The organism is Uliginosibacterium sp. TH139 (assembly GCF_002855595.1).
Classification (GTDB): domain Bacteria; phylum Pseudomonadota; class Gammaproteobacteria; order Burkholderiales; family Rhodocyclaceae; genus Uliginosibacterium; species Uliginosibacterium aquaticum.
In genome coordinates this window covers 273,466-292,781 of the sequence record NZ_PKRR01000005.1, presented here as the reverse complement: position 1 = coordinate 292,781, position 19,316 = coordinate 273,466, and the positions used below count along the sequence as shown (strand labels likewise).

22 protein-coding genes are annotated in these 19,316 nt (G+C 58.1%); 14 read left to right on the top strand and 8 right to left on the bottom strand.

Going from position 1 to position 19,316, the window contains the following annotated elements:
* Nucleotides 1–108 precede the first annotated feature (108 nt).
* Nucleotides 109–1,170, bottom strand: coding sequence for a plasmid replication initiator TrfA (trfA, locus tag C0V76_RS13930; RefSeq protein ID WP_101943171.1), 1,062 nt, complete (start codon nucleotides 1,168–1,170; stop codon nucleotides 109–111).
* Nucleotides 1,148–1,354 (bottom strand): hypothetical protein, encoded by a 207-nt coding sequence (locus C0V76_RS19945; RefSeq protein ID WP_101943170.1) that lies wholly within the window; start codon nucleotides 1,352–1,354, stop codon nucleotides 1,148–1,150. The genes trfA and C0V76_RS19945 overlap by 23 nt, the downstream gene beginning before the upstream one ends.
* 321 nt (nucleotides 1,355–1,675) lie before the next feature.
* On the opposite strand from C0V76_RS19945, the gene hxsA2 reads away from it, so the two are divergent.
* The 5 genes from hxsA2 to C0V76_RS20470 all read left to right on the top strand — a co-directional run bounded on the left by hxsA2 (nucleotide 1,676) and on the right by C0V76_RS20470 (nucleotide 5,922).
* The gene (gene hxsA2, locus C0V76_RS13920; protein ID WP_101943168.1) at nucleotides 1,676–1,969 is read left to right on the top strand and encodes a His-Xaa-Ser repeat protein HxsA2; all 294 of its coding nucleotides are present in this window, start codon (nucleotides 1,676–1,678) and stop codon (nucleotides 1,967–1,969) included.
* A gap of 127 nt (nucleotides 1,970–2,096) precedes the next feature.
* Nucleotides 2,097–2,432 (top strand): His-Xaa-Ser system protein HxsD, encoded by a 336-nt coding sequence (gene hxsD / locus C0V76_RS13915; protein WP_158239247.1) that lies wholly within the window; start codon nucleotides 2,097–2,099, stop codon nucleotides 2,430–2,432.
* 9 nt (nucleotides 2,433–2,441) lie between these two features.
* The gene (gene hxsB / locus C0V76_RS13910) at nucleotides 2,442–3,914 is read left to right on the top strand and encodes a His-Xaa-Ser system radical SAM maturase HxsB (protein WP_101943164.1); all 1,473 of its coding nucleotides are present in this window, start codon (nucleotides 2,442–2,444) and stop codon (nucleotides 3,912–3,914) included.
* A gap of 50 nt (nucleotides 3,915–3,964) precedes the next feature.
* Nucleotides 3,965–5,119 carry a His-Xaa-Ser system radical SAM maturase HxsC gene (hxsC, locus tag C0V76_RS13905; RefSeq protein ID WP_101943225.1) on the top strand — a complete coding sequence of 385 codons (1,155 nt, stop codon included), beginning with the start codon at nucleotides 3,965–3,967 and terminating at the stop codon, nucleotides 5,117–5,119.
* Between the two features lie 464 nt (nucleotides 5,120–5,583).
* Entirely contained in the window at nucleotides 5,584–5,922 is a 339-nt protein-coding gene (locus C0V76_RS20470; RefSeq protein ID WP_101943163.1) for a DUF4124 domain-containing protein, read from the top strand.
* Nucleotides 5,923–6,588: 666 nt separating this feature from the next.
* On the opposite strand, the gene C0V76_RS13895 is transcribed toward C0V76_RS20470, so the two are convergent.
* Nucleotides 6,589–6,969, bottom strand: a complete 381-nt coding sequence (locus C0V76_RS13895; RefSeq protein ID WP_143707428.1) for a hypothetical protein — start codon at nucleotides 6,967–6,969, stop codon at nucleotides 6,589–6,591.
* 62 nt (nucleotides 6,970–7,031) lie between these two features.
* Here C0V76_RS13895 and C0V76_RS13890 point away from each other — a divergent pair, with 62 nt between their 5' ends.
* Complete coding sequence (locus C0V76_RS13890; RefSeq protein WP_101943159.1) at nucleotides 7,032–7,424, top strand: helix-turn-helix domain-containing protein; 393 nt, start codon at nucleotides 7,032–7,034, stop codon at nucleotides 7,422–7,424.
* 250 nt (nucleotides 7,425–7,674) lie between these two features.
* On the opposite strand, the gene C0V76_RS13885 is transcribed toward C0V76_RS13890, so the two are convergent.
* Nucleotides 7,675–8,562 (bottom strand): LysR family transcriptional regulator, encoded by an 888-nt coding sequence (locus C0V76_RS13885; RefSeq protein ID WP_101943158.1) that lies wholly within the window; start codon nucleotides 8,560–8,562, stop codon nucleotides 7,675–7,677.
* A gap of 204 nt (nucleotides 8,563–8,766) precedes the next feature.
* Here C0V76_RS13885 and C0V76_RS13880 point away from each other — a divergent pair, with 204 nt between their 5' ends.
* Entirely contained in the window at nucleotides 8,767–9,621 is an 855-nt protein-coding gene (locus tag C0V76_RS13880) for a DMT family transporter (protein ID WP_216821741.1), read from the top strand.
* Nucleotides 9,622–9,716: 95 nt separating this feature from the next.
* Here C0V76_RS13880 and C0V76_RS13875 read toward each other — a convergent pair whose 3' ends face one another.
* Nucleotides 9,717–10,586, bottom strand: a complete 870-nt coding sequence (locus tag C0V76_RS13875; RefSeq protein ID WP_101943154.1) for an SDR family oxidoreductase — start codon at nucleotides 10,584–10,586, stop codon at nucleotides 9,717–9,719.
* 92 nt (nucleotides 10,587–10,678) lie between these two features.
* Here C0V76_RS13875 and C0V76_RS13870 point away from each other — a divergent pair, with 92 nt between their 5' ends.
* Nucleotides 10,679–11,104 (top strand): helix-turn-helix domain-containing protein, encoded by a 426-nt coding sequence (locus C0V76_RS13870; RefSeq protein ID WP_101943152.1) that lies wholly within the window; start codon nucleotides 10,679–10,681, stop codon nucleotides 11,102–11,104.
* 237 nt (nucleotides 11,105–11,341) lie between these two features.
* Here the strand turns inward: C0V76_RS13870 and C0V76_RS13865 are convergent, their stop codons facing one another.
* Nucleotides 11,342–11,506 (bottom strand): DUF4113 domain-containing protein, encoded by a 165-nt coding sequence (locus C0V76_RS13865; protein WP_101943151.1) that lies wholly within the window; start codon nucleotides 11,504–11,506, stop codon nucleotides 11,342–11,344.
* A 101-nt stretch (nucleotides 11,507–11,607) separates the two neighbouring features.
* On the opposite strand from C0V76_RS13865, the gene C0V76_RS20465 reads away from it, so the two are divergent.
* Complete coding sequence (locus C0V76_RS20465; protein WP_371460217.1) at nucleotides 11,608–11,982, top strand: helix-turn-helix transcriptional regulator; 375 nt, start codon at nucleotides 11,608–11,610, stop codon at nucleotides 11,980–11,982.
* On the opposite strand, the gene C0V76_RS13855 is transcribed toward C0V76_RS20465, so the two are convergent.
* Both C0V76_RS13855 and C0V76_RS13850 read right to left on the bottom strand, forming a co-directional pair.
* Nucleotides 11,979–12,158, bottom strand: a complete 180-nt coding sequence (locus tag C0V76_RS13855) for a hypothetical protein (protein ID WP_101943148.1) — start codon at nucleotides 12,156–12,158, stop codon at nucleotides 11,979–11,981. The genes C0V76_RS20465 and C0V76_RS13855 overlap by 4 nt on opposite strands.
* Before the next feature lie 2 nt (nucleotides 12,159–12,160).
* The gene (locus C0V76_RS13850; RefSeq protein WP_101943146.1) at nucleotides 12,161–12,670 is read right to left on the bottom strand and encodes a thermonuclease family protein; all 510 of its coding nucleotides are present in this window, start codon (nucleotides 12,668–12,670) and stop codon (nucleotides 12,161–12,163) included.
* A 309-nt stretch (nucleotides 12,671–12,979) separates the two neighbouring features.
* Here C0V76_RS13850 and C0V76_RS13845 point away from each other — a divergent pair, with 309 nt between their 5' ends.
* The 5 genes from C0V76_RS13845 (at nucleotide 12,980) to C0V76_RS13825 (ending at nucleotide 19,302) form a co-directional block, all read left to right on the top strand.
* Nucleotides 12,980–14,650, top strand: a complete 1,671-nt coding sequence (locus tag C0V76_RS13845; protein ID WP_158239246.1) for a DNA internalization-related competence protein ComEC/Rec2 — start codon at nucleotides 12,980–12,982, stop codon at nucleotides 14,648–14,650.
* A gap of 56 nt (nucleotides 14,651–14,706) precedes the next feature.
* Nucleotides 14,707–15,558 carry an alpha/beta fold hydrolase gene (locus C0V76_RS13840; RefSeq protein WP_254048247.1) on the top strand — a complete coding sequence of 284 codons (852 nt, stop codon included), beginning with the start codon at nucleotides 14,707–14,709 and terminating at the stop codon, nucleotides 15,556–15,558.
* Nucleotides 15,559–15,645: 87 nt separating this feature from the next.
* Nucleotides 15,646–16,485, top strand: a complete 840-nt coding sequence (locus tag C0V76_RS13835; RefSeq protein ID WP_101943144.1) for a helix-turn-helix domain-containing protein — start codon at nucleotides 15,646–15,648, stop codon at nucleotides 16,483–16,485.
* 75 nt (nucleotides 16,486–16,560) lie between these two features.
* Nucleotides 16,561–18,471: an ABC transporter substrate-binding protein gene (locus tag C0V76_RS13830; RefSeq protein WP_158239245.1), complete on the top strand. Its 1,911-nt coding sequence runs from the start codon at nucleotides 16,561–16,563 to the stop codon at nucleotides 18,469–18,471.
* A gap of 117 nt (nucleotides 18,472–18,588) precedes the next feature.
* Nucleotides 18,589–19,302 carry a DUF599 domain-containing protein gene (locus C0V76_RS13825; RefSeq protein WP_101943141.1) on the top strand — a complete coding sequence of 238 codons (714 nt, stop codon included), beginning with the start codon at nucleotides 18,589–18,591 and terminating at the stop codon, nucleotides 19,300–19,302.
* Nucleotides 19,303–19,316: the final 14 nt, after the last annotated feature.

Below are 19,316 nucleotides of genomic sequence, written 5' to 3'. Positions count from 1 at the left end.
GGTTCCCTTCGTCTGCGGCGAGATGCGTTCATTTGTCATATTGACCCTGGCGCAGCATAAATATCTTTGAGGCGGAGGTGAAGCTCACAAGCAGCAGACGTGAAGGCGTCACGACGACCGCTTCCATCTTTCCAGTTCAACCGTCAGGTGCGTATTTGTGAGCTCGTATGCCACGAGCCTTACTTTTTCTGGCACGTCCACCCGTTGCAGCCGTTCGAGGCCTAGTTTGAGCCGGCGTCGAAACTCACGGAACTCGCAGACCACGCCGCTCCACCTGAAAAGGTCCTCCACTTTCACAGGGAACGGCTTCGCGTGCGTGCTGTAGTAGCTTGCGAGCCACGCTGGCAGACCTGAGTAGTCGTGCAGCGCAGCCTCGCTGACCGCGCTCCAGTCCTCTGGGCCGAAGAGCGTCGCCATCGACTCCAGGATGCGAAAGGAAATCAGGTCGCTCCCTTTGAGCAAGCGTGCTGGCGTGTCTTTCCCTTGGTAGCCATCGTCAAACAGAACATCCAAGAGCCGCGGCATCGGGATGTCGACGCGTTTCACCCGAATGCGCAGATGTGCAGCGTTAAGCCGAATGAGGCTGTCGCGGATGGCCTGGTGCGTGTTGGCGCAATAGCTAACATTTAGGTTCCGCGCCAATTGCCAGAACGTCACCGTTACCCAACGCAGCTCACTGCCTGGACAGAGAGGCCTGTCGTCCCGATAGTAATTGAGACAAGCAGCGAAAACGCGCCGGTCATAATCGCCGAGCGGATGTCCCGTCAGAGTGAGAGAGGTGTCGCCTTGCACACGTATCTCCAGGTTCATCAGCGGCTTGTTGGTGACGCCAGCAGCCGAAAACAGGGACGACCGCAGCAGTGCATTTGGAATTCCAACCGTTGCTTCTCTCCAGGTGGGAAGGAACACATCCTTGCCCCGTTGGACCGCTCGCCGCAATCGGGCCTGGCGTACTTCAGCAATGGACGCGTTGTCGGGCAACAAGAGGACGGGCGCCTCTTCAGTTGTCTTGCGCCGCAGTTGATGCCTAGCTACAGATTCAAGCGTTGCTGCCGCCGCGAAGGCAAGGTCTTGTGTCAAGACATCTGCTGCGGCTTCCGCTGCCCGTCGCGTTGCTGCCGCTTGTGCCTGGAGTTCAGCTATCTGCTCAGCGTTGTTCCGTTTTGCCATGCGGGGCTCCAGACGCATGAAAAACGTAAGCGGCAAGCAGGCTACGCAGCACTACCGAAGCACAGAGTCTTTGCACAGCGCAAAGCGAAGCGAAGTCGTTCTTCAGTTCGTTCGGGAGCCAGGTTTTCATCTGGACCATGCCGGCACGGTGCTGGCCGCCGGATTTCTTGTTTTCGGTGTTCAAGTGTCTTCTCCATCGGGGGCGCACAATGGGGGCCCCAATAGAGCGGTATAGCGTGTGAAAGACGCATACCAAGCAGCATAGAAACGCATCGGGCTGAGGTGAGGTGATGATTCACTCTCTGACGAAGCCTATTGGCCGGAAACCTGAGGTAAGAGGAGGCCACCGTAGGAGTTGAAATCGAGCCAAATGCGGCTATCTGTGAGAAATTGCGCAAGTCAAATCGTTTTGACCTGCCCATGTGGACGTATAAGTAGGGGTTTGGGTGTTTTTAACTGAAAAAAACGAATAAACTGGTTTCATTGTGCATAAAAAGGAGGGGCAATGAAAAAATTCTCGTTTTTTGTTCCGGTAACCATGGCTGCTGCGGCATTGACCGGTGAGGCTGCTGCGAAGCTGGAGTCCGCTCCTTCAGCTGCTTCTGAGAAGCCCACGACAGCTACTCAAGAAGGCGCTAGCCGCACGCTGGGTTTTACCCAGTCGTTCTACGCTCAGCAGGGTGAGCTACATTCACTGATGGTGAAGCCGACAGGCACAGGGCAGATGTTTGCCTATCACCACTCTCACGCTTCTCACGCATCCCACGCAAGCCATTACAGCCACCGCTCGGCCTACTAAGCCGCGGGAAAGTTGTAAGGTGTAGCTGTCTCGCTTTCGCGAGATGGATAGCTGTTGCTAAAACGCCCCGAATTCGGGGCGTTTGTCTCTGTGTGGTTGGCGCCACGCGTTCCCTTGAGGATTCATCGTGTTGGAAACCCGTTTAGTCGAATTTGACGCAAGCGCTTACTCCCTCCTAGCTGTTCAAAAGGCGTGCTATCGCTTCACTAACCAAGCTTCTTTCAACGTACAGGCTGTGATGAGTGATGGACCGGGCTCTATTCAGGTAACTCTGCAGCCGTTGAAACCCATGTCGGACAAAGTGCTGACCCGCCTAGTGCAACAGCTTCACAACGAAGCGCTGGACCAGCAACTTAGAGAACAAATCCGCATCCAAACGGAAGGCGTACGCAATCTCATCTTGGCGCATGCATTCTCCAAGACTGGCCTTATTGCGCCGGATGGCGCTGCACCTGCAGTCTGAGGGGCTGTCATGAGCAAATTCGAACCTATCGAATTTTTCAGCAAGCAGTCCTCCGCCTTGCCCTCCTATTCGCTGTTGCCGTTCAACTTTACTGAGCTGGACGCGACTCGCTATGTGGTTACAAATCTTGCTGGCGAATTCATCCTCTTGGAGCGCGGTCTGCTTCACCGTCTGGTGGAAGGGGGGCTCAGCCCGACCGAGCCGATATATGCCGATTTGCGAGCCCGGCATTTTCTTAGTGACTCTCACTCGAAGATGGCTCCAGACCTACTGGCCATTAAAGTCCGCACCCGCAACGAGCATTTGGCCAACTGGACTGGTCTCCATATGTTTGTGCTGACCCAGCGATGCGACCACTCTTGCCCGTACTGTCAGGTTTCAAGGCAATCTGAAGACAAGACCGCTTTTGATATGAGCAGGGAGCATGCAGAAAAGGCTGTTGCACTCACCCTGCGCTCTCCGAACCCTGCCATCAAAATCGAATTCCAAGGCGGAGAGTCGTTCCTGAACTTCGATTTGCTCAAGCATGTGGTTCTGACGGCAAAGGCGGCCAATGAGCAATTGGCTCATCCCAAAGACCTTAAGTTCATCGTAGCCACCAACCTCTCCGTTGCAACTGATGAAATGCTCGACTTTTGCGCGCAGCATGAAATCGGTATTTCAACGTCGCTGGATGGACCGCGAGACTTGCACAACAAAAATCGGCCTCGCCCGGGTGATGACTCCTACGAGCGGACCATTGAAGGCATTGCCCGGGTACGCCAGCGTTTAGGGCGCCATTCTGTCAGCGCGCTCATGACCACCACGGAAGCCAGTCTTTCTAGGGGGCGGGAAATTGTCGACGAGTACGTTGAACAGGGCTTCGGCGGGATTTTTCTGCGGCCGCTCTCTCCGTATGGGTTTGCGGTCAAAACACGGTTCTTTCGTGCCTACAATGCCGAGCAATGGCTGAACTTCTATGATGATGCGCTCGATTACGTTATCGAACTCAATCGGCAAGGGCTTGAGTTCCGTGAGTATTACGCAGCCACCATCCTCACCAAAATGCTCACTTGCAAAGACCCGGGTTACGTTGACCTTCGTTCTCCCGCCGGCATTGGAATGGCTGGAGTGATTTACAACCACGACGGAACGGTCTACGCCAGCGATGAGTCGCGCATGCTGGCTGAGATGCAAGACACTACCTTCAAGCTGGGCTGCGTAGACGACAGCTTCGAGACGCTCTACACCAATGAGACTTTTCTGCAGGCGGTGGATGAGACGTTTGCGTACTCTGCTCCGATGTGCACCGATTGTGCCTTTGAGCCTTGGTGCGGTGCCGACCCGGTGTTCCATTGGCGCCAGCAGCAAGACATGGTCGGCCGCAAGCCTGAGAGCGAGTTTTGCCAACGCAATATGCATATTTTCAGAGGGCTGATTAGCCGTATGGAAAACGACCCCTATGTTCGCCGTTTGTTCACACAGTGGGCCCATACATGCTGAAGCTCAGAGGTCAGATTCAAACCCGCAATACGAAGGCCCAGCAGCCACGCATGGCGCACATCACCTGCAATGCACAATTACCGGCTGTCATGCGCCGGAACACGGCGTTGCTCCTCAAAGGGGATGCATTCAAGAAAATGACCGCCGAGCAATGGGCTCACCTGCGAGAGTCGAAGCCGTTTGTGGGTGTGCTGCTTTGCGGTTCTGAGGAGCAGCTGAATGAGGTAGACCAATCCGTGGCGGGGGTGCCAGACATCTATTTACTCCCGGAGGACTACACCTACCTTGCGGAAGGGGACATCGTTCGGCTGAACCCGCAGGGCGAGCGTATCTCGACGCTCTTTCGCAAGAGCTCGCCGAGCAATTCCATTTTGCTGACGGAGCGCTGTAATCATCTGTGCTTGATGTGCAGCCAACCGCCAAAACGCGTGGATGATGCTTGGTTGGTCGATGAAGCCTTGGAGCTCTTGGGGTTGATTCCCCGTGATACCGTCAACATTGGTTTCACCGGCGGCGAGCCGACCTTGCACGGGGAACGGTTCATCGAGCTTGTCGAGGCCGCGAAGCTTAACCTCCCAGGCACTGCGCTGGATGTGCTCACCAACGGCCGCGCCTTTAAAAACGAAGCCTTTGCCGCCCGCCTCGCCCAGGTGCGCCACCCCAACCTCCAGTTGGGTATTCCGCTCTACTCGGACGACCCTGTTCGACATGAATACGTGGTGCAGGCGGAAGGAGCCTTTGACGAGACGATTCAGGGCATCTTGAATCTCAAGCGCTACGGGGTTCGCGTTGAAATCCGGATAGTGGTGCATCAGCAGACGCTTCCTCGCCTGGTTCAGACCTGTGAATTCATTGCGCGCAATCTGCTATTTGTGGACCATGTTGCCTTGATGGGATTGGAAATTACGGGTTTTACACGAGCCAATCTAGACATTTTGTGGGCGGACCCGCATACCTATCGTGACACGCTGTCCGAGGCGGTAGAGGTGCTGCGGACCTACGGCATGCATTGCTCGGTTTATAACCACCAGCTTTGCTTGGTGAACAGGGACGTTGAGAGCGTTTACCGTAGGTCAATTTCGGACTGGAAGAACGAATACCTACCTCAGTGCGAAGACTGTAGTCGCAAGTCTGAGTGCGGGGGATTTTTTTCCACACAAATTTTGCATCGACACAGTAAGCACATCCAACCTTTTCAAGCATAAGAACTTCTGGTGTTTGCGGTTATTGTTTGCATGCCATCTATTCTGTATTCGGCAAGTGATCTTACCTAGTGTAATTGCTACGCGGTCGCAAACTATCGAATACAAAAATTGTGTCGAGAATTTGTTTTCGCCGAGGATGGATCGAAAGACTGCTTGGAACGTGTTTTTTTCATTGGCTGACTCAGGCGAACGTCTACAATAGCGCTGCATGAGCCGACTGGCGATTTTGACTGCTGCAGCTGGATGATTTGGGTACAAGAGTGGATGCCTAATGAGCACAGTCGGCTAGGTGCGGACTGCCACTCTCGTCCTAAATGCATCCGCTGATTGGCTGCTGCGCTTTAAAACCTGCCGGATGGCCACTTTAAACAAGGTTACAGGTAACCTTCTCCCATGGAGACGTTGGCATACGCCATTCAGCACGGATTACTGTCGGTTACTGTCTGTCCTAGCAAAGGGAGAAAATGAAAAGGTTCGGATTGGTGTTGTGCTTGTTATTGCCAATGGTATGCCAAGCAGATGTATACAAGTGCTCGTTCCCGGATGGCCATAATATCTACACGAATGATGCTCCCAAGCCTGGCGATACCAACGCCCCTTATTGCACGAAGATGACCCGTGAGACCTACCCGCCCACTGCGGAAGAAATTAGGGCATTCCGGAAAACTCTTGCCGTTGGTGATGTCTCCAGTGTCGGGATGGTCATCGAACTCAAGCGCCCTATTGCCTTGGTGCAAAACCGAGACGGCTCAACTAAGTGGTATCGGATCGACGTCCTGACTCCTCCGTGGTCGATAAAATAAGTAGCATCGGTTCGATACTCTTTGATCGTCCCTGATCTTGTAGAGACTGCACAGTCAGCCTTGCGTACTACAGCTGCCAAGAGGCTGAACGGCTCCAATGGTCGAGCCTCCGCCATTTGCGGCCGTTACCAATTGACCGTTTCGATCAGTTTCGTGCCGCTGACTGCCGACAAGGCTGGGTGTCCGTCCCGGGTCGGGAAGGGTCTCTTGATGTCGCGCAAAAACGCCATCTGCCTGAAGGCCGCTATGCGGATAACATGGGAGGCAAGTGTTGGCCAAGAGTCGCCTGGTGCGTCTCCCGCAGAGCGGGCTCTCAGGTGACTGCTTCACTTTGAAACCAGCCAGACAGCCTACGCGTGCAACTCGGCCAAAGCCGTCATTGCCTTCCCGGGGCTGAATGGCTGTTGCAGGTTGAACAACTGCCGTTGGGACGGAGCCCAAACTGAACTGCTTGCCCGTTGCTATAGCGCCATATGGCAAGGGTACTACGTCAGCTTCGGGTTGGTTGCAGCCCATAACTTCAAGAGAAGTCAGGCCAGCGCGTTGGACAAGGGCAAGGCAGTGAGCGCACTTGGGCAAGCTTCAGCGGTTTCATTGAATGTTCCGCAAGGTCTATTACCGCGCTGTGTTTTATGCGTCCTGCCGCCCCTTGCTTTGAGGCCGCCACTACGCTCTGTTCAAGATTGAAAACAGGGCAATGACGCCGGTGACCACGCCTGCTTGCAACTGCTTGCTTTGGGGTTCGTGGCCGAAAGCCCAGGTCACGAAGTGTTCGCAGTTCCAGGACGTCAGTTTCCATTGCGTACCAAGCTTTTCCCTTGCACGGGACAAGACTATCCAAGCTGGCATCACTGCCGGCTGTTCGACCGGTACGAGTTCGAAGGCGCCCTTGAACATGCTCAAGGGTTCTTCCGCGACCTCTCCTCGACGAAGTGAATTTGATATCACCATCGGTTCGCCATTCACGGTTCGGTCGGTCACGATACCAACGTGGGTGATGAACCCAACACGGACGCCAATCACTTGGCCAGGGGTAAAGCAGATCATAGTTGTTCCTTTCGGATAGAATAATATATGCGCAAAACGCTTCATATGCATCAGGAGCATATATGCAACCAAAACCACAGTCAACGGCTGCTGTGCAGCCGGCGGTGAGCTATCCAGAAATCGTCGGTAGCGTCATCAAGCAGCTTCGTACCCTCTGCCAACTTGACCAAACCAGGCTGGCCTCAGCGGTAGGGGTCGCCCAGCCCACATGGTCCAGGGTTGAAAACGGGGCCATCCCGATTTCGGTTGAGCAATTGGGAATCATCGCCCCAGTGTTGGGAGTCCAGCCGAGCGAGATTCTTCGGCGAGCCGACTTGGCGGCCGCGCAATTTGCTGTGCAAGGGATTCAGGTGACGCCCCGGCGGTCCAACCCAAGTGGTATTGATGACGACGGCCGGGCATTCCTTAAGGGTGCGGCCGTTGTGGCACTGCTTGCAGCGATATTTTCGAAGTGAACTTGTGCCCGGTAATTGAAGCTGGAAGGCGCTTCGGGTCCCGTCCATGCTTTCGATGGTTCGTTCCCTTCCGGGAAGCAGCCACCCGAATGACTGCTGTACTCCGGACCCCGCCGGAAGACCAATTCACACAACTCGGCCAAAGTCGCCTGTCGCTGTGCTGCTCGGACGCGACTGCTATCAGCTACAAAGCCGTCCGTGAGAGCGTCTATAAAAGTCGGAGCGATTCGCGGAGCCTAGTTCGGTGAGGCTATGGAAACGAGGCCGCAACTTTCTTCGCCATTTTCAGGAAGGCTTCGACGGAAGGGCTCGCGTGCTTTTGTTTCAGCGTAGCCAAGCCGACCGATCTCTTCACTACGGGGATCAGCGGTCTTTTGGTAACACCAGGACAGAGCGCCATCACTTGGTTCGGCGCAGCGAGATCAGCAACGATAGAAACGCCTGATCCACTCTCCACCATTTTTATGATGGTGATGATCTGTGCATAACGCTGCTTTACGGAGGGGGACAGGTGTGCTTCCTCAAAGAGCCGCTGGATGGCAGTTGCACTGCCCGCCAAAGTCATGATGAAGGGGTTGGGGCTTAAGTCGGCCAGTGACACGGCTTTCTTGGCTGCAAGCGGATGTGCGGCAGGAATCAGGGCGACAAATTGATCCTCAACTAAAGGCAGCGTATCGAATCGCTCATCCGGGAGCACGACGAACCCGATGTCCACCCGCCGCTCAATGAGCCATTGACTGACTTCATCGTCCTCGCCTTCGTCCACAAAAACATCAATTCCCGGATAGCTTCGCTTGAACTGCTCAAGAAGCCTGGGCAGTAATTGGAGAGACGAGGTGGTGCCAAATGAACCAATCCGAAGCACCCCACGACTCAGCCCACGAACGGCGGAGACTTCCTGCCGAATCGCCTCTGAAATGCCCAGGAGTTCGCGCACGCGCACCAGCAAACTTTTACCGGTCTCCGTGACTTCAATGCAGGCCGATCCGCGCAAGAGCAGCGTCACGCCCCACTCGGTTTCCAGTTGTTTAAGTGCGTGGGAGACCGCCGACTGAGTGATCTTCAGCCTCTGCGCTGCCGCAGTGAAACTACCGAGCTCTGCAACAAGGGCAAAGATTTCAAGCTGCGTGAACGTCATGCCTAGATAGTCCAATCATGAGTATTTACTAATTTTACTATCACCAAAGATGAGCAATAGCATGCATTCACGTATGCCCACTCCCTGAACGCTCACTTCTTCGTGGTCCTAGACATGACGACAGCAGGCCCCTCCTCACCGCGAACCCCTACACCTCTGCGTAAACCGTCTGCGCTCACACCGATGCTGTGCCTTAAATTGGTCATGGTCGCTTTGTTCTGGGGAGGAACCTTTATTGCAGGCAGGGTTCTGGCCCAAGCCATGCCGCTGCAGGTGGCCGCATTCGGCAGGTTCTTTGTAGCGGCGCTACTTCTTGTCTGGGTCGCATTTCATTTTGAAGGAGGTCTACCTCGTTTGAACCGAACCCAGTTGCTCATCACAGTCGCAATGGGGTTAACCGGCATCTTTCTCTACAACATGTGCTTTTTCGGTGCGTTGGCACGTATTCCTGCAGGGCGGACTGCTTTGTTCGTCAGTCTGACGCCCATCGTCACCGCGTTGATGGCCCGTCTGACCCTCCGGGAGGGCCTCGGATCGAAGCGTTGGGGCGGGATTGGGGTGGCTTTGATTGGTGCGTTGATTGTGATTACCCGAGGTGATCTGACTAGGGTGATGCGAAACATCGGGGAATCGATTGGGTTGGGAGAAATATTGATGTCGTTGGCTGTCTTGAACTGGGCGATGTACACGCTTATTTCCAGAAAGGCGGCTGAGACCATGTCTTCAATTGCCGCCACCACCTACGCCGCGCTATGGGGACTCACTTTTCTTTCGGTGGGGGCCGTGGGCGAACTCAGCGCGGTTGATTGGTTAGCCCTCGGTTGGCAGGTCTGGGTGTCGCTTCTATATCTTGGGGCGATAGGAACTGTTGTCGCTTTCATTTGGTACAACCAAGGTATTCGTAGCATCGGACCTTCTCGAACGGCTGTTTTTACCAACCTAGTCCCAGCCTTCGGCGTCCTGCTGTCTGCCGTGCTACTTGGGGAAGAAGTTCTCGCATCCATGTTGATCGGTGGGGTTGTGTCAGTAGCTGGTGTTTTCTTGGTCAATAAGAAGTAGCACCGCCTAACTCCAACTCTCTAGTGTGGCTGCCATGTGCCATTAGGGCAGAAGATGACGTCCGCCCCAGTGGCACATCAGTCTGGTAGTCGTGGTTAGATGGAAAGCTCGCCCAGCCATTGCTGCAGCGTACGAGGTGTTAGCCCAAGTAGATGTTGGGCGCTCGTGTCATGAGAAATTGCGTTCGCGGAGGCAAGAGCTTGCGCCTGATAGCCTGCAACAACGCCGGCAGCGGCACCCGCACCGAACAAGGGGGCGATCATTTCGCCAAATGCTTCAGGCGTCACACTCTGGAACGATACCGGGCGGCCAAGGTAACGCGAGAAACCATCCGCAAGCTCAGCGCCGGTAACGCCTGGCGACTGGCCGACACCAACCACGCCGGGAACGCCAGTCATGTAAGCGTCGGTCAGCAGTCGCTCGACCACCTCGGCCACATCCAGGTGGGAGCTCCACGAAACAGGGTAGTCGGCTCTCAGGGGATAGCGAAGAATACCTTCAGCCTTCGCCGGCTCTAACACCACAGGGTTGAGCAGGTTCTCGAAGAACAGGCGCGGGGCCACGACAGCAAGTGAAACTCCGGCTTCCTTGACTTCGCGAATCAGCGTCGCGATAGCACTTTCAGGCGGGTTTTGCAGCGGTGAATTCGGTTCATCCACCACCCACCCACTGGTGGAAATCACAACTCGTCGAGGTTGTGCACGGGCGATGGCTTGTGCAATGTTTTGGGCGTACCGCAGACGATCAGCTTCAGCAACAACCGGCAGATGAATGAAGACACCCTCGGCGTCCTTGTAGGCAGCGGTGAGCGAGTCCACCGAGGCATTGTCGACCGCAACAGCTGGTAGACCCTTGATGGCGGACGTGTTGCGGACAGCGGCGACAGCCTGCTTACCAGACTGAATCAACCGAGCCAGAACAGGGCCGCCTTGGGCACCGGTGGCGCCGTGAATCACATAAGTCATAAGAGATACCTTTGATAGTGCGTTACATGGAACCTTAATGGTTTAATATTTGCACCAGTTACGTCAAATGCACTAATGGAAGAATTTAAAGAATGCAGCGAAAAAAAGTGCCTTGCTGTGGCGTCGATCGATTCCTGACGCTTCTCGATGGCCCGTGGGCCACCCTGATCGTGCGCGAGCTGTTGCACGGGCCACAAAGGTTCACGCAGCTTAGGGATGCGTTGCCCGGGATCAGCGCGCACACCTTGACCCACCGGCTGAAGGGGTTCGAGCGACATGGACTCGTCACGCGCACGGCGTATGCCGAGACGCCGCCAAGGGTGGTTTACGAACTCACGCCACTAGGTAAGGGGCTACGTGATGTTCTGGAGGCGATGCGGAAGTGGGGAGACTCGGTGCCGGAAGGGGCTCTTGCGGAAGAAGCCCGCCCAGATACTGCGGACATTGCTGTGTCCGGGGCGGACCAACAATGTCCATTCAACCAAATCATGAAGGACGCATCACTAAGCTCAAAATGAGCTCCCGAGTCGACCGGACTGTTGTCCCCGACGACAGCTTCACAACACACAGCAGCCGTTGAGTTCATGCATTACCAATGTCGGCTAAGGCCGAGCAGGAGTAGCTCGCCTCGGGTCATGAATGACCGCTACGCTCAGTTTCCTGCCGCTGACAGCTCACGAGGCCGAACGCCCGGATTGGGTCGGAAGCGGCAGTCGGTTTTCAATACCGTGGCTCGCTGCACTGGTCAAAAAGCTTCATTTCGCTGAGACCAACGGCGGTTCATCCCCACGTGTGGTGTAAGCCGGCGAAAGGCGTTGCCGGCGCATCCTCCAGGCGGGGGTATTTTGCTTGTCGCCTTCCGCCAGCACGCGGAGCGTTCCAGCCCCCCAGCGAGCATTGATGGCATCGAGCGTCTGCATCAACTCACTTGAGAGGTCTTTCTGGCGACCAGCATCTTGCTGACCGCAGCGCTGTTACTACGTTACAACAGGCAAAAATTTGCCGATTAAGTGTATATTCTATGCATAAGCGGCAAAATGTTGCCCATTGTTGTGGGTGGCGTGCGGAAACGGAGGGTGAATTGGGAACGACAAACGATGTTCAAACACCAGCCGAGATGGAGATGGAACTCGGGGAACGACTGAAGACGCTACGTATCCACAAGAATCTCGAACAGGTTGCACTCGCTGAGCGCGCGGGCATCTCCGTGCGCACCTTACGCAATTTGGAGAACGGGAGCGGTTCGTCGCTGCGCACGCTCATCGAGGTTGTGCGTGCCTTGGGTCGAACGTCTTGGTTCGACACAATTGCACCTGTTCCTACGATAAATCCCCTCATGCTGACGCGAACTGCGGCACCTCGATTGCGGGCCAGCAAGCCGAGGGGCAAGAGCTAGCCACGACCGCCGATGTGTTTCTCGACGAACTCGTCCCATCCTGGTAACGCGGTCGCACCCTCCGCATGGTTTTTAAGATACTTGTTCTCCTTCAACGCGAATTCGAAGCGTGAGAACCAGTAAAAGAAGTCGAACGCCAGTGCGGTCAGTTCAGCGGGAACAGTATCTTTTTGCATGACTATGGGGTCGCTCGGCTTGTCTTTCGGAATTCCCACGGAGGCATTGGCATTTCGTCATCCCACAACCCGCGGCGGAGTCGTTTCGCTTCTATCTCGGTGTCGGCATACAACCGTCGCTCTGCCGGCGGTTGCTCGCGTTCGTAGGCTTTGTAGTGCCAGGCGAGGCCGCTTCGGACCTGCTCAAGATTGGCGTCTTGCCCCGCGACTAGAAGCTTTCCCACTTCTCTTCCGTAGCGGTCTGTTTTGCTGGTCTCGACCGTAACCACCTTGGCGAACACCAGATTTGAAAGATTTTCTTTAGAAGCGGTTCCGAATGATTGTCTCTTTTCGGGGGCATCGATTCCGCTCAACCTAACTTTGTGTTGCTTGTTTGTTGAGTCGAGGATTGTGACTGTGTCGCCGTCGCTGACCCCGACCACATTTCCGGTGTATTCGGCGCTCCATACTAAGTTGCTGGCGAGGCATACACAGAGGGCAAGCAGGCGTGAGTGGGGAAATCGATTGGTCATGTGTATTCAGGCTTCGCAGGGTAGGTTGACTCAACTTTCATTACGAATGCTAGGGGTCGCCTCAAGTTTATATCCAAAAAACGTAGCCTTTTGGGGTCTGAGCTCCGTTTCGCATCATTCTGCTTTTCTACCGCTTGATGCCGGTTTGACGACGCGGATTCTGTCCATGCTTTGGTATTAAAACTTGAGGTCTGATATGTGCCTGAAAGTACAGGGGGATTTTTCGATTGGTTGGGGCCGGGTAGGGTGTGCCGCATATGACCGTAAATGGCGTTGCTCAACTCTTATTGCGAACTCAGTTCTTATTTCGTGAGCTCAGATTTCAATTACTCCTTTCCTCCGTCTGCGCAGTGGGAGCTGTTCCGCGCCACCGGCCTGACTCATGCGGTAAGCATATCCGGATTGCACGTTACGCTGATGGGTGCGCTGGCCGGCTGGTTTGCGAGCTGGTTGTGGCGCCGCTCGACGCGGCTGATGCTATGTTTGCCGGCGCAGAAACTGGCCATTCTGGTGGCGGCGCTATCCGCTGGCGCCTACGTGTTGCTGGCCGGTTGTGGTGTGCCGGCTCAGCGTACCTTCTACATGCTGGCAGTAGCGGCATTGGCCCTGTGGAGCGGGCGTGCGGCGGGGGCCAGCCGGGTGATGGCAGCGGCCCTGCTGCTGGTGCTGCTGATTGATCCCTGGGCTGTGCTGTCGGCCGGTTTCTGGCTTTCTTTCGGAGCGGTGGCGGCCTTGTTGCTGGTAGCGCGTCAGCAGAGCGCGGCAGGGCGTGCAAGCTGGCGACGCCTCATCCCGGAGTGGCTGCGCGCGCAGTGGGCGGTGAGCGTGCTGAGCCTGCCGCTGCTGCTGGGCCTGTTCCAGCAGTTCTCGCTGATCTCGCCGCTGGCCAATGCACTCGGCATTCCCCTGATCAGCATGCTGATCACGCCGCTGGCACTGGGTTTTGCCGTGCTGCCCCTGCCATCGCTGGCGGAACTTGCGTACTGGTTGCTGGAGGGCTTGCTGGCTTTTCTGGCCTGGTGTGCGGCGAGCCCGCTGGCCTTGTGGCAACAGGCTGCGCCGCCGCTGTGGCTGGTGGCGGTTTGCGCATTAGCGGCTTTATGGGCCTTGCTGCCGCGCGGAGTGCCGGGGCGTGCGGTTGGTTTGTTGAGCTTTGCACCCTTGCTGCTATGGGCTCCTTTGCGTCCGGCGCTCGGTGAGCTGGATGTGAACGTGCTGGATGTGGGGCAGGGCCTGGCGGTGCATCTGCGCACCGCGCAGCATGACGTGCTTTTCGATGCCGGGCCGCAGTACGGGCCCGAGGTGGATGCCGGCGAGCGCATCGTGCTGCCCTGGCTACGCGCCGTGGGGACGCGAAAGCTGGATCTGCTGGTGGTGTCGCATGACGATGTGGATCACTCGGGGGGTGCCGATAGCGTGCTGGCCGCCGCGTCGCCCGCGGCTTGGCGCAGCAGCCTTTCGCCAGGCCATGCCTTGCTGGGCTTCGCCAGCCCGCATCAAGCCTGCCGGCAGGGCGAGGCCTGGGAGTGGGACGGCGTGCATTTCGAATTCCTGCACCCCGCCGAGGGCTTCAGCGGCAAGGACAATGAGCTCTCCTGCGTGCTGCGTGTGAGGTCCGCTCAGGGGAGTGTTTTACTCACCGGAGATATTCCGGCTGCTGTTGAAACCCGTCTGCTGCAGGAACAGGCAGAGGCACTCGCCAGCGACATCCTGATCGTGCCGCATCACGGTAGCCGCAGCTCCTCCACGCCGGATTTCATCCATGCGACAGCCGCTCGCCACGCCGTTTTCACAGCCGGCTATCGCAATCGCTACGGCCATCCTGCGCCAGACGTGCTGGCCCGTTATGTGCAGGCCGGAGCAAGCATCCATCGTTCAGACGCTGACGGAGCGCTGCTGTTTCGCTTGCGTGCCGGTGGCATCGAAGTCGACTCCTTCCGCCAGACGCATGCCCGTTATTGGCACGATCGAACTTACTGATTGTTCTTGTTATGCTATTTAACTATTTTAAGCGATTGTTTCGCTGCTTGGGTGTGATGCCCGATATGCGCCGCGGCAGCGTGCAGTGCCTCACTTCAGGCCAGTTGCACCGCATGGCCTACACCGAGTGGGGGCGGCCGGACAATCCGCGCGTGCTGATCTGTGTGCACGGCCTGTCTCGCAACGGACGGGATTTCGATGTTCTCGCCGCTGCACTCAGCTGCGACTATCGCGTGCTCTGCCCTGACATTGCCGGTCGTGGTGATAGCGACTGGCTGGTGGACAAGAGTGCCTATGCCGTGCCCAGCTATGTGCCACATCTGCTGAGTCTGATTGCGCGGCTGGATGTGGAGCGGGTCGACTGGCTGGGTACCTCAATGGGCGGCCTGATCGGCATGGCGCTCGCTGCCATGCCCGGCAACCCGATCCGTCGCCTGATTCTCAATGATGTCGGGCCGGTGCTTTCGGCTGTCGCCTTGACCCGCATCGGTGACTACGTCGGACGGGCACCGCACTTTTTGGCGCTGGAAGAGGCTGAGCGCTACCTGCGTGGCGTCTGCCCCGGTTTCGGCCCACTCAGCGACGCACAGTGGCGTCAGCTGACCCTGAACAGCCTGCGCCCGGAGGGCAATGGCTGGCGCATGCACTATGACCCAGCCATCGGTGATGCCATGCGTGCCCAGCCGCTCAAGACCGATATGCTGCTGTGGCCGATGTATGACGCCATCACGGCACCGACCCTGGTGTTGCGCGGGGTGGATTCGGACCTGCTGAGCCATGCCACCGCAGAGGCCATGACTCGGCGTGGGCCGTGCGCCCGACATGTCGAGATCGCCGCGAATGGTCATGCGCCAATGCTGATGGATCCGGCGCAGATCGGGATCGTGCGGGAATTTCTGGTGGACTGAAATGCGCTTTGCGATCAATGGGCAGGAGTGGAGCAGGCGTATGCTCGCGGCTCCGTCCCCCTCGTTCTGTCGGAGCCCGCTCAAGCCATGCGCATGACCGTTGAACTCTTCGCCCTGCAGAGCCGCCGCGTGCGCAGCGTGATCGAGTACGTCGCTACCCATCTCGATGAGGATATTCCACTGACGCATCTGGCCGATCTGGCCTGCCTTTCTCCCTCCCAGCTGGAGCGCCTGTATCGCAGCAAGGTGGGGGAGACGCCGCTGGTTACGCTGCGCCGCTTGCGCTTGTCGCGTGCCCTGGAGCAGATCCGCAGCGGTCAGGGCGCATTGCAGGATATCGGTCTTGCGGCAGGCTATGGTTCTGCGGCGGCCTTCTGCCATGCTTTTGTGCGCCGTTTCGGCTTCGCTCCCTCGCAGGTTGGTGCGTATTCGCCGCGCCGCCGGCCCCTGCCGCCCTTGAGCCTTGAATACCTGCCCGAGCGGCCCGTCTGGCAGATGAACTATCGCGGTCAGGCGCGCGAGCAACACACCGGCGCCGCCCCTCTGGTGGGCAATCTGGCCGTGGCCGGGGTGGCGCACTGGCGCAACTGGCTGGCGCTGGATCGCGATTGTCCGCTTGGCGGCGGGTCGGAGCGGAGGGTTGCAGTGCAGCACTTCGTGCCGGCCCTAGGGTTGAGCCAGCAGGTCGCGCAGGTGGATCGCGTCGTCCATCCCGCCGGGCTGTATGCGGTCTGGCACACCCTGACTTTCCCGCGTGCGGCCAGCTTGCCTGGGGTAGTCGAGGAAGTCCGTGCCAGGTTTGGCTGCATATGGCGGCAGGAGGCGCGCGTGTTGCTGCGCGAGATTACGGTCAGCGGTTACACCGCGCCGCAGGAGCGTCGCTTTGCGCTTTACCTGCCGGTTGTCGCACTCAAACGCCGATCCTGATCAAGGATGCGATGGCCTGCGCGGCATGCTGAGTCCGTCGGCAAACGGCCGGCATTTGCCCTGATGAGGACAAGCATGCAGCGATATCTATTTTTCCTGAGCCGGTTTTGGCGTAGCGGGCTGGCTGTCTGGGCTGCTCTGGCCTGTATGAGCAGTCAGGCTTTCAGCGAGGCACCCGAACTTTCAGCGCGGGTAGCGGCAGGTGAGTTGGCGCCGGTACAGCGTCGCCTGCCAGATTCACCCGAAGTGATTCACGCACTCCCCGGTGCGCGCTACGGGGGCAGCCTGCGCAGCGCCTTGCTGGCCAGTGGTGATGAAAACGGCGTGCTGCGCTTTGTGGCCCAAGGGCTCACGCGTTGGGATACGCGCTTCGAGCGCATCCAGCCCAACATCGCGGAGCGCTGGACGGTGAATCGCGATGCGACCGAGTACGTGTTTAGTTTGCGCCGCGGCCTGCGCTGGTCCGATGGTGTGCCTTTCACGGCTGATGACGTGGTGTTTGCCGTCAATGAAGTGATTGCCGACCGCAGTCTCTCCGGCCCGCCGGCCGATCGCTATCAGGCTGCCGGGGAGACCATGCGGGCGGAGAAAATCGATACCTGGCAGGTGCGCATTCGTTTTGCTGCGGGCAATCGCCTGTTGCCCGAGGAGCTGGCCGGTCCCTATGGCCATCACCCAGTGCTTTATCCCCGACACTACTGCACGCGCTTTCATGCGGCCTACAACCCGCAGGCTGATGCCGAGGCCAAACAGGCTGGTCTGAGTGGCTGGATGGCGCTCTTTAATCGTCAGTGCCCGGCCTTCGTGGGGCGCTGGTCTAACCCGGACAAACCCACCCTTGATCCCTGGGTGATCAGTGCAGGTTTGGGGCGCGGTCTGACGCCGGTCGTCCTGCAGCGCAATCCCTACTTCTGGCAGGTGGACCAGCACGGGCGCCAGCTGCCTTATCTCGATGCGATCCGTTTCGAGCTCTTTCGTGATCCCACGGCCATTCTTGCCGCGGCCATGGAGGGGCGGCTGGACCTGCAGATCCGTCATGTCAGTGGGGTAGCTGCGCGTGAGCGGCTGGCAGCGCTGGCGGCCAGCGGCAGCCATGTGCAGATGAGTTTGCCGGACGTGAATGCGTCGGCAGTCGGGCTTTATCTCAACCACACCACTGTGCGTGACGCGCTGCGCCGCCTGTATGCCGACGTGCGCTTCAAGGCGGCGCTGTCGCAGGCCTTTGATCGCGATGCCATCGCGCGCGGCGTGTTCCGCGGTGAGGTCACCCCCTGGCAGGTTGGGCCACCGCGTGGCCACCGTTTTTACAATGAGAAACTGGCCAGCCAGTTCATCCGCTTCGATATCGCCGCAGCCAATCACAGTCTCGATGCGTTGGGTCTCACGGCACGCGATGCCCAGGGTTTCCGCCTGCTGCCCGATGGCGCTCGCCTGAGCCTGCGCGCCATTGTCAACAGCAACGCTGAGCAGATGATCGCCACGCTCGAGATGGTGCGACAGGACTGGGCGCAGGCCGGTATCGAGCTGGTGATCGAGGCCCTGGATCGTGCGGTGGCAAGCAGCCGGGCGCGCGCCAATGATTACGACATCAGTGTGGATGTCGTCTCCGGTGGTATCGACCCGACCTACAACCCACGCGCCTATCTCGCCCAGCATCCGGCCGATTCGCGCCAGGGCCTGCCCTGGGTGCGCTGGTACGACAGTCACGGCGCCGAAGGCATGGAACCGCCGCCGGCGATGCGCCAGCGCCTGCAATGGTGGGATGAGTGGAAGGCCGCCGGCTCCGCTGCCGAGGCCGACCGGCTGTTCCAGCGGATTCTCGCCATCGCGGCAGAGGAACTGGAAGTGCTCGGCACCGTCAGCTCGCCGGCCCAGACCGGCATTCGCGCCCGCCGTCTGCAGGGCGTGCCCGATCAGATGCCCGGCGCCTGGATCTGGCCCACGCCCAACCCATCACTGCCGCAGCAGTATTTCTTCACTGATTAGCCGCGCCAGAGGCGCGCAGCGGACACTTCCATGCCCGCTGCGCCGACCTGGGGATGCGCTTGCGTGCGGGCAGGGCCTCGGGCATCCTTGCCCGCCTGTCATGCGGAGCTGCGCACCATGGATTTCCTGGCTTTCTTCAAGCAGTTCTTCTGGGCCGACTGGTTGGGGCTGGTCTGGTTCCTGATCTGCTGGTTCGGCTATGAGCGCCTTGTAGAGAAAGGCTGGAAGGGGCATTCGACCCTGCTTGTCGAAGGCCATCGCCTGCGCGTGCAATGGGCGCAGCAGATGCTTACGCGCGAGAACCGCATCGTCGATTGCGCGTTGGTCAGCAATCTTGTCAGTAGCGTGAATTTCTACGCCAACACCTCGATCTACATCATCGCCGGCCTCTTCGCGACCCTCGGGGCTCTGGACCGCTTCATCGATACCGCCGCCGAGCTGCAGTTCTCGCGCAGCATCTCGCGTGAGGCCATGGAGCTCAAGCTGATTCTGCTGATCACCATCTTCGTGGTGGCCTACTTCAAATTCACCTGGGCGTTGCGTCAGTTCAATGTGCTCTCGATCACTACCGGCGCGGTGCCGCCCAGGGAGTCCGCCCCGGAAGTGCTGGAGCGTTTCGCCCAGAAGCACGCCGCCGTGAATACCTGCGCGGGCGACGATTTCAACCGCGGCCTGCGCGCCTATTACTTCGGGCTTGCCGTGCTGGGCTGGATGCTCTCGCCCTGGCTTTTCATCATCGCGACCACTGTGGTGGTTTACGTTCAAGCCCGGCGCGAGTTTGATTCACCGGTGCTCCGGGCACTGCGTGAGGTGGATGAGAGAAACGCGTGATTGAGCGAACCCTT

What these genes read in the sequence shown, in the direction of transcription:
- hxsB (WP_101943164.1), top strand. Translation starts at nt 2,442, where the DNA reads ATGAGCAAATTCGAACCTATCGAATTTTTCAGCAAGCAGTCCTCCGCC.
- C0V76_RS13870 (WP_101943152.1), top strand. Translation starts at nt 10,679, where the DNA reads ATGCAGCGAAAAAAAGTGCCTTGCTGTGGCGTCGATCGATTCCTGACG.
- C0V76_RS13835 (WP_101943144.1), top strand. Translation starts at nt 15,646, where the DNA reads ATGCGCATGACCGTTGAACTCTTCGCCCTGCAGAGCCGCCGCGTGCGC.
- C0V76_RS13850 (WP_101943146.1), bottom strand. Translation starts at nt 12,670, where the DNA reads ATGACCAATCGATTTCCCCACTCACGCCTGCTTGCCCTCTGTGTATGC.
- C0V76_RS13875 (WP_101943154.1), bottom strand. Translation starts at nt 10,586, where the DNA reads ATGACTTATGTGATTCACGGCGCCACCGGTGCCCAAGGCGGCCCTGTT.
- C0V76_RS20465 (WP_371460217.1), top strand. Translation starts at nt 11,608, where the DNA reads ATGCATAAGCGGCAAAATGTTGCCCATTGTTGTGGGTGGCGTGCGGAA.
- trfA (WP_101943171.1), bottom strand. Translation starts at nt 1,170, where the DNA reads ATGGCAAAACGGAACAACGCTGAGCAGATAGCTGAACTCCAGGCACAA.
- C0V76_RS13830 (WP_158239245.1), top strand. Translation starts at nt 16,561, where the DNA reads ATGCAGCGATATCTATTTTTCCTGAGCCGGTTTTGGCGTAGCGGGCTG.
- C0V76_RS13890 (WP_101943159.1), top strand. Translation starts at nt 7,032, where the DNA reads ATGCAACCAAAACCACAGTCAACGGCTGCTGTGCAGCCGGCGGTGAGC.
- C0V76_RS13825 (WP_101943141.1), top strand. Translation starts at nt 18,589, where the DNA reads ATGGATTTCCTGGCTTTCTTCAAGCAGTTCTTCTGGGCCGACTGGTTG.
- C0V76_RS13895 (WP_143707428.1), bottom strand. Translation starts at nt 6,969, where the DNA reads ATGATCTGCTTTACCCCTGGCCAAGTGATTGGCGTCCGTGTTGGGTTC.
- C0V76_RS13880 (WP_216821741.1), top strand. Translation starts at nt 8,767, where the DNA reads ATGGTCGCTTTGTTCTGGGGAGGAACCTTTATTGCAGGCAGGGTTCTG.
- C0V76_RS20470 (WP_101943163.1), top strand. Translation starts at nt 5,584, where the DNA reads ATGAAAAGGTTCGGATTGGTGTTGTGCTTGTTATTGCCAATGGTATGC.
- C0V76_RS13865 (WP_101943151.1), bottom strand. Translation starts at nt 11,506, where the DNA reads ATGCAGACGCTCGATGCCATCAATGCTCGCTGGGGGGCTGGAACGCTC.
- C0V76_RS13885 (WP_101943158.1), bottom strand. Translation starts at nt 8,562, where the DNA reads ATGACGTTCACGCAGCTTGAAATCTTTGCCCTTGTTGCAGAGCTCGGT.
- hxsC (WP_101943225.1), top strand. Translation starts at nt 3,965, where the DNA reads ATGGCGCACATCACCTGCAATGCACAATTACCGGCTGTCATGCGCCGG.
- C0V76_RS13855 (WP_101943148.1), bottom strand. Translation starts at nt 12,158, where the DNA reads ATGCAAAAAGATACTGTTCCCGCTGAACTGACCGCACTGGCGTTCGAC.
- hxsA2 (WP_101943168.1), top strand. Translation starts at nt 1,676, where the DNA reads ATGAAAAAATTCTCGTTTTTTGTTCCGGTAACCATGGCTGCTGCGGCA.
- C0V76_RS13840 (WP_254048247.1), top strand. Translation starts at nt 14,707, where the DNA reads ATGCCCGATATGCGCCGCGGCAGCGTGCAGTGCCTCACTTCAGGCCAG.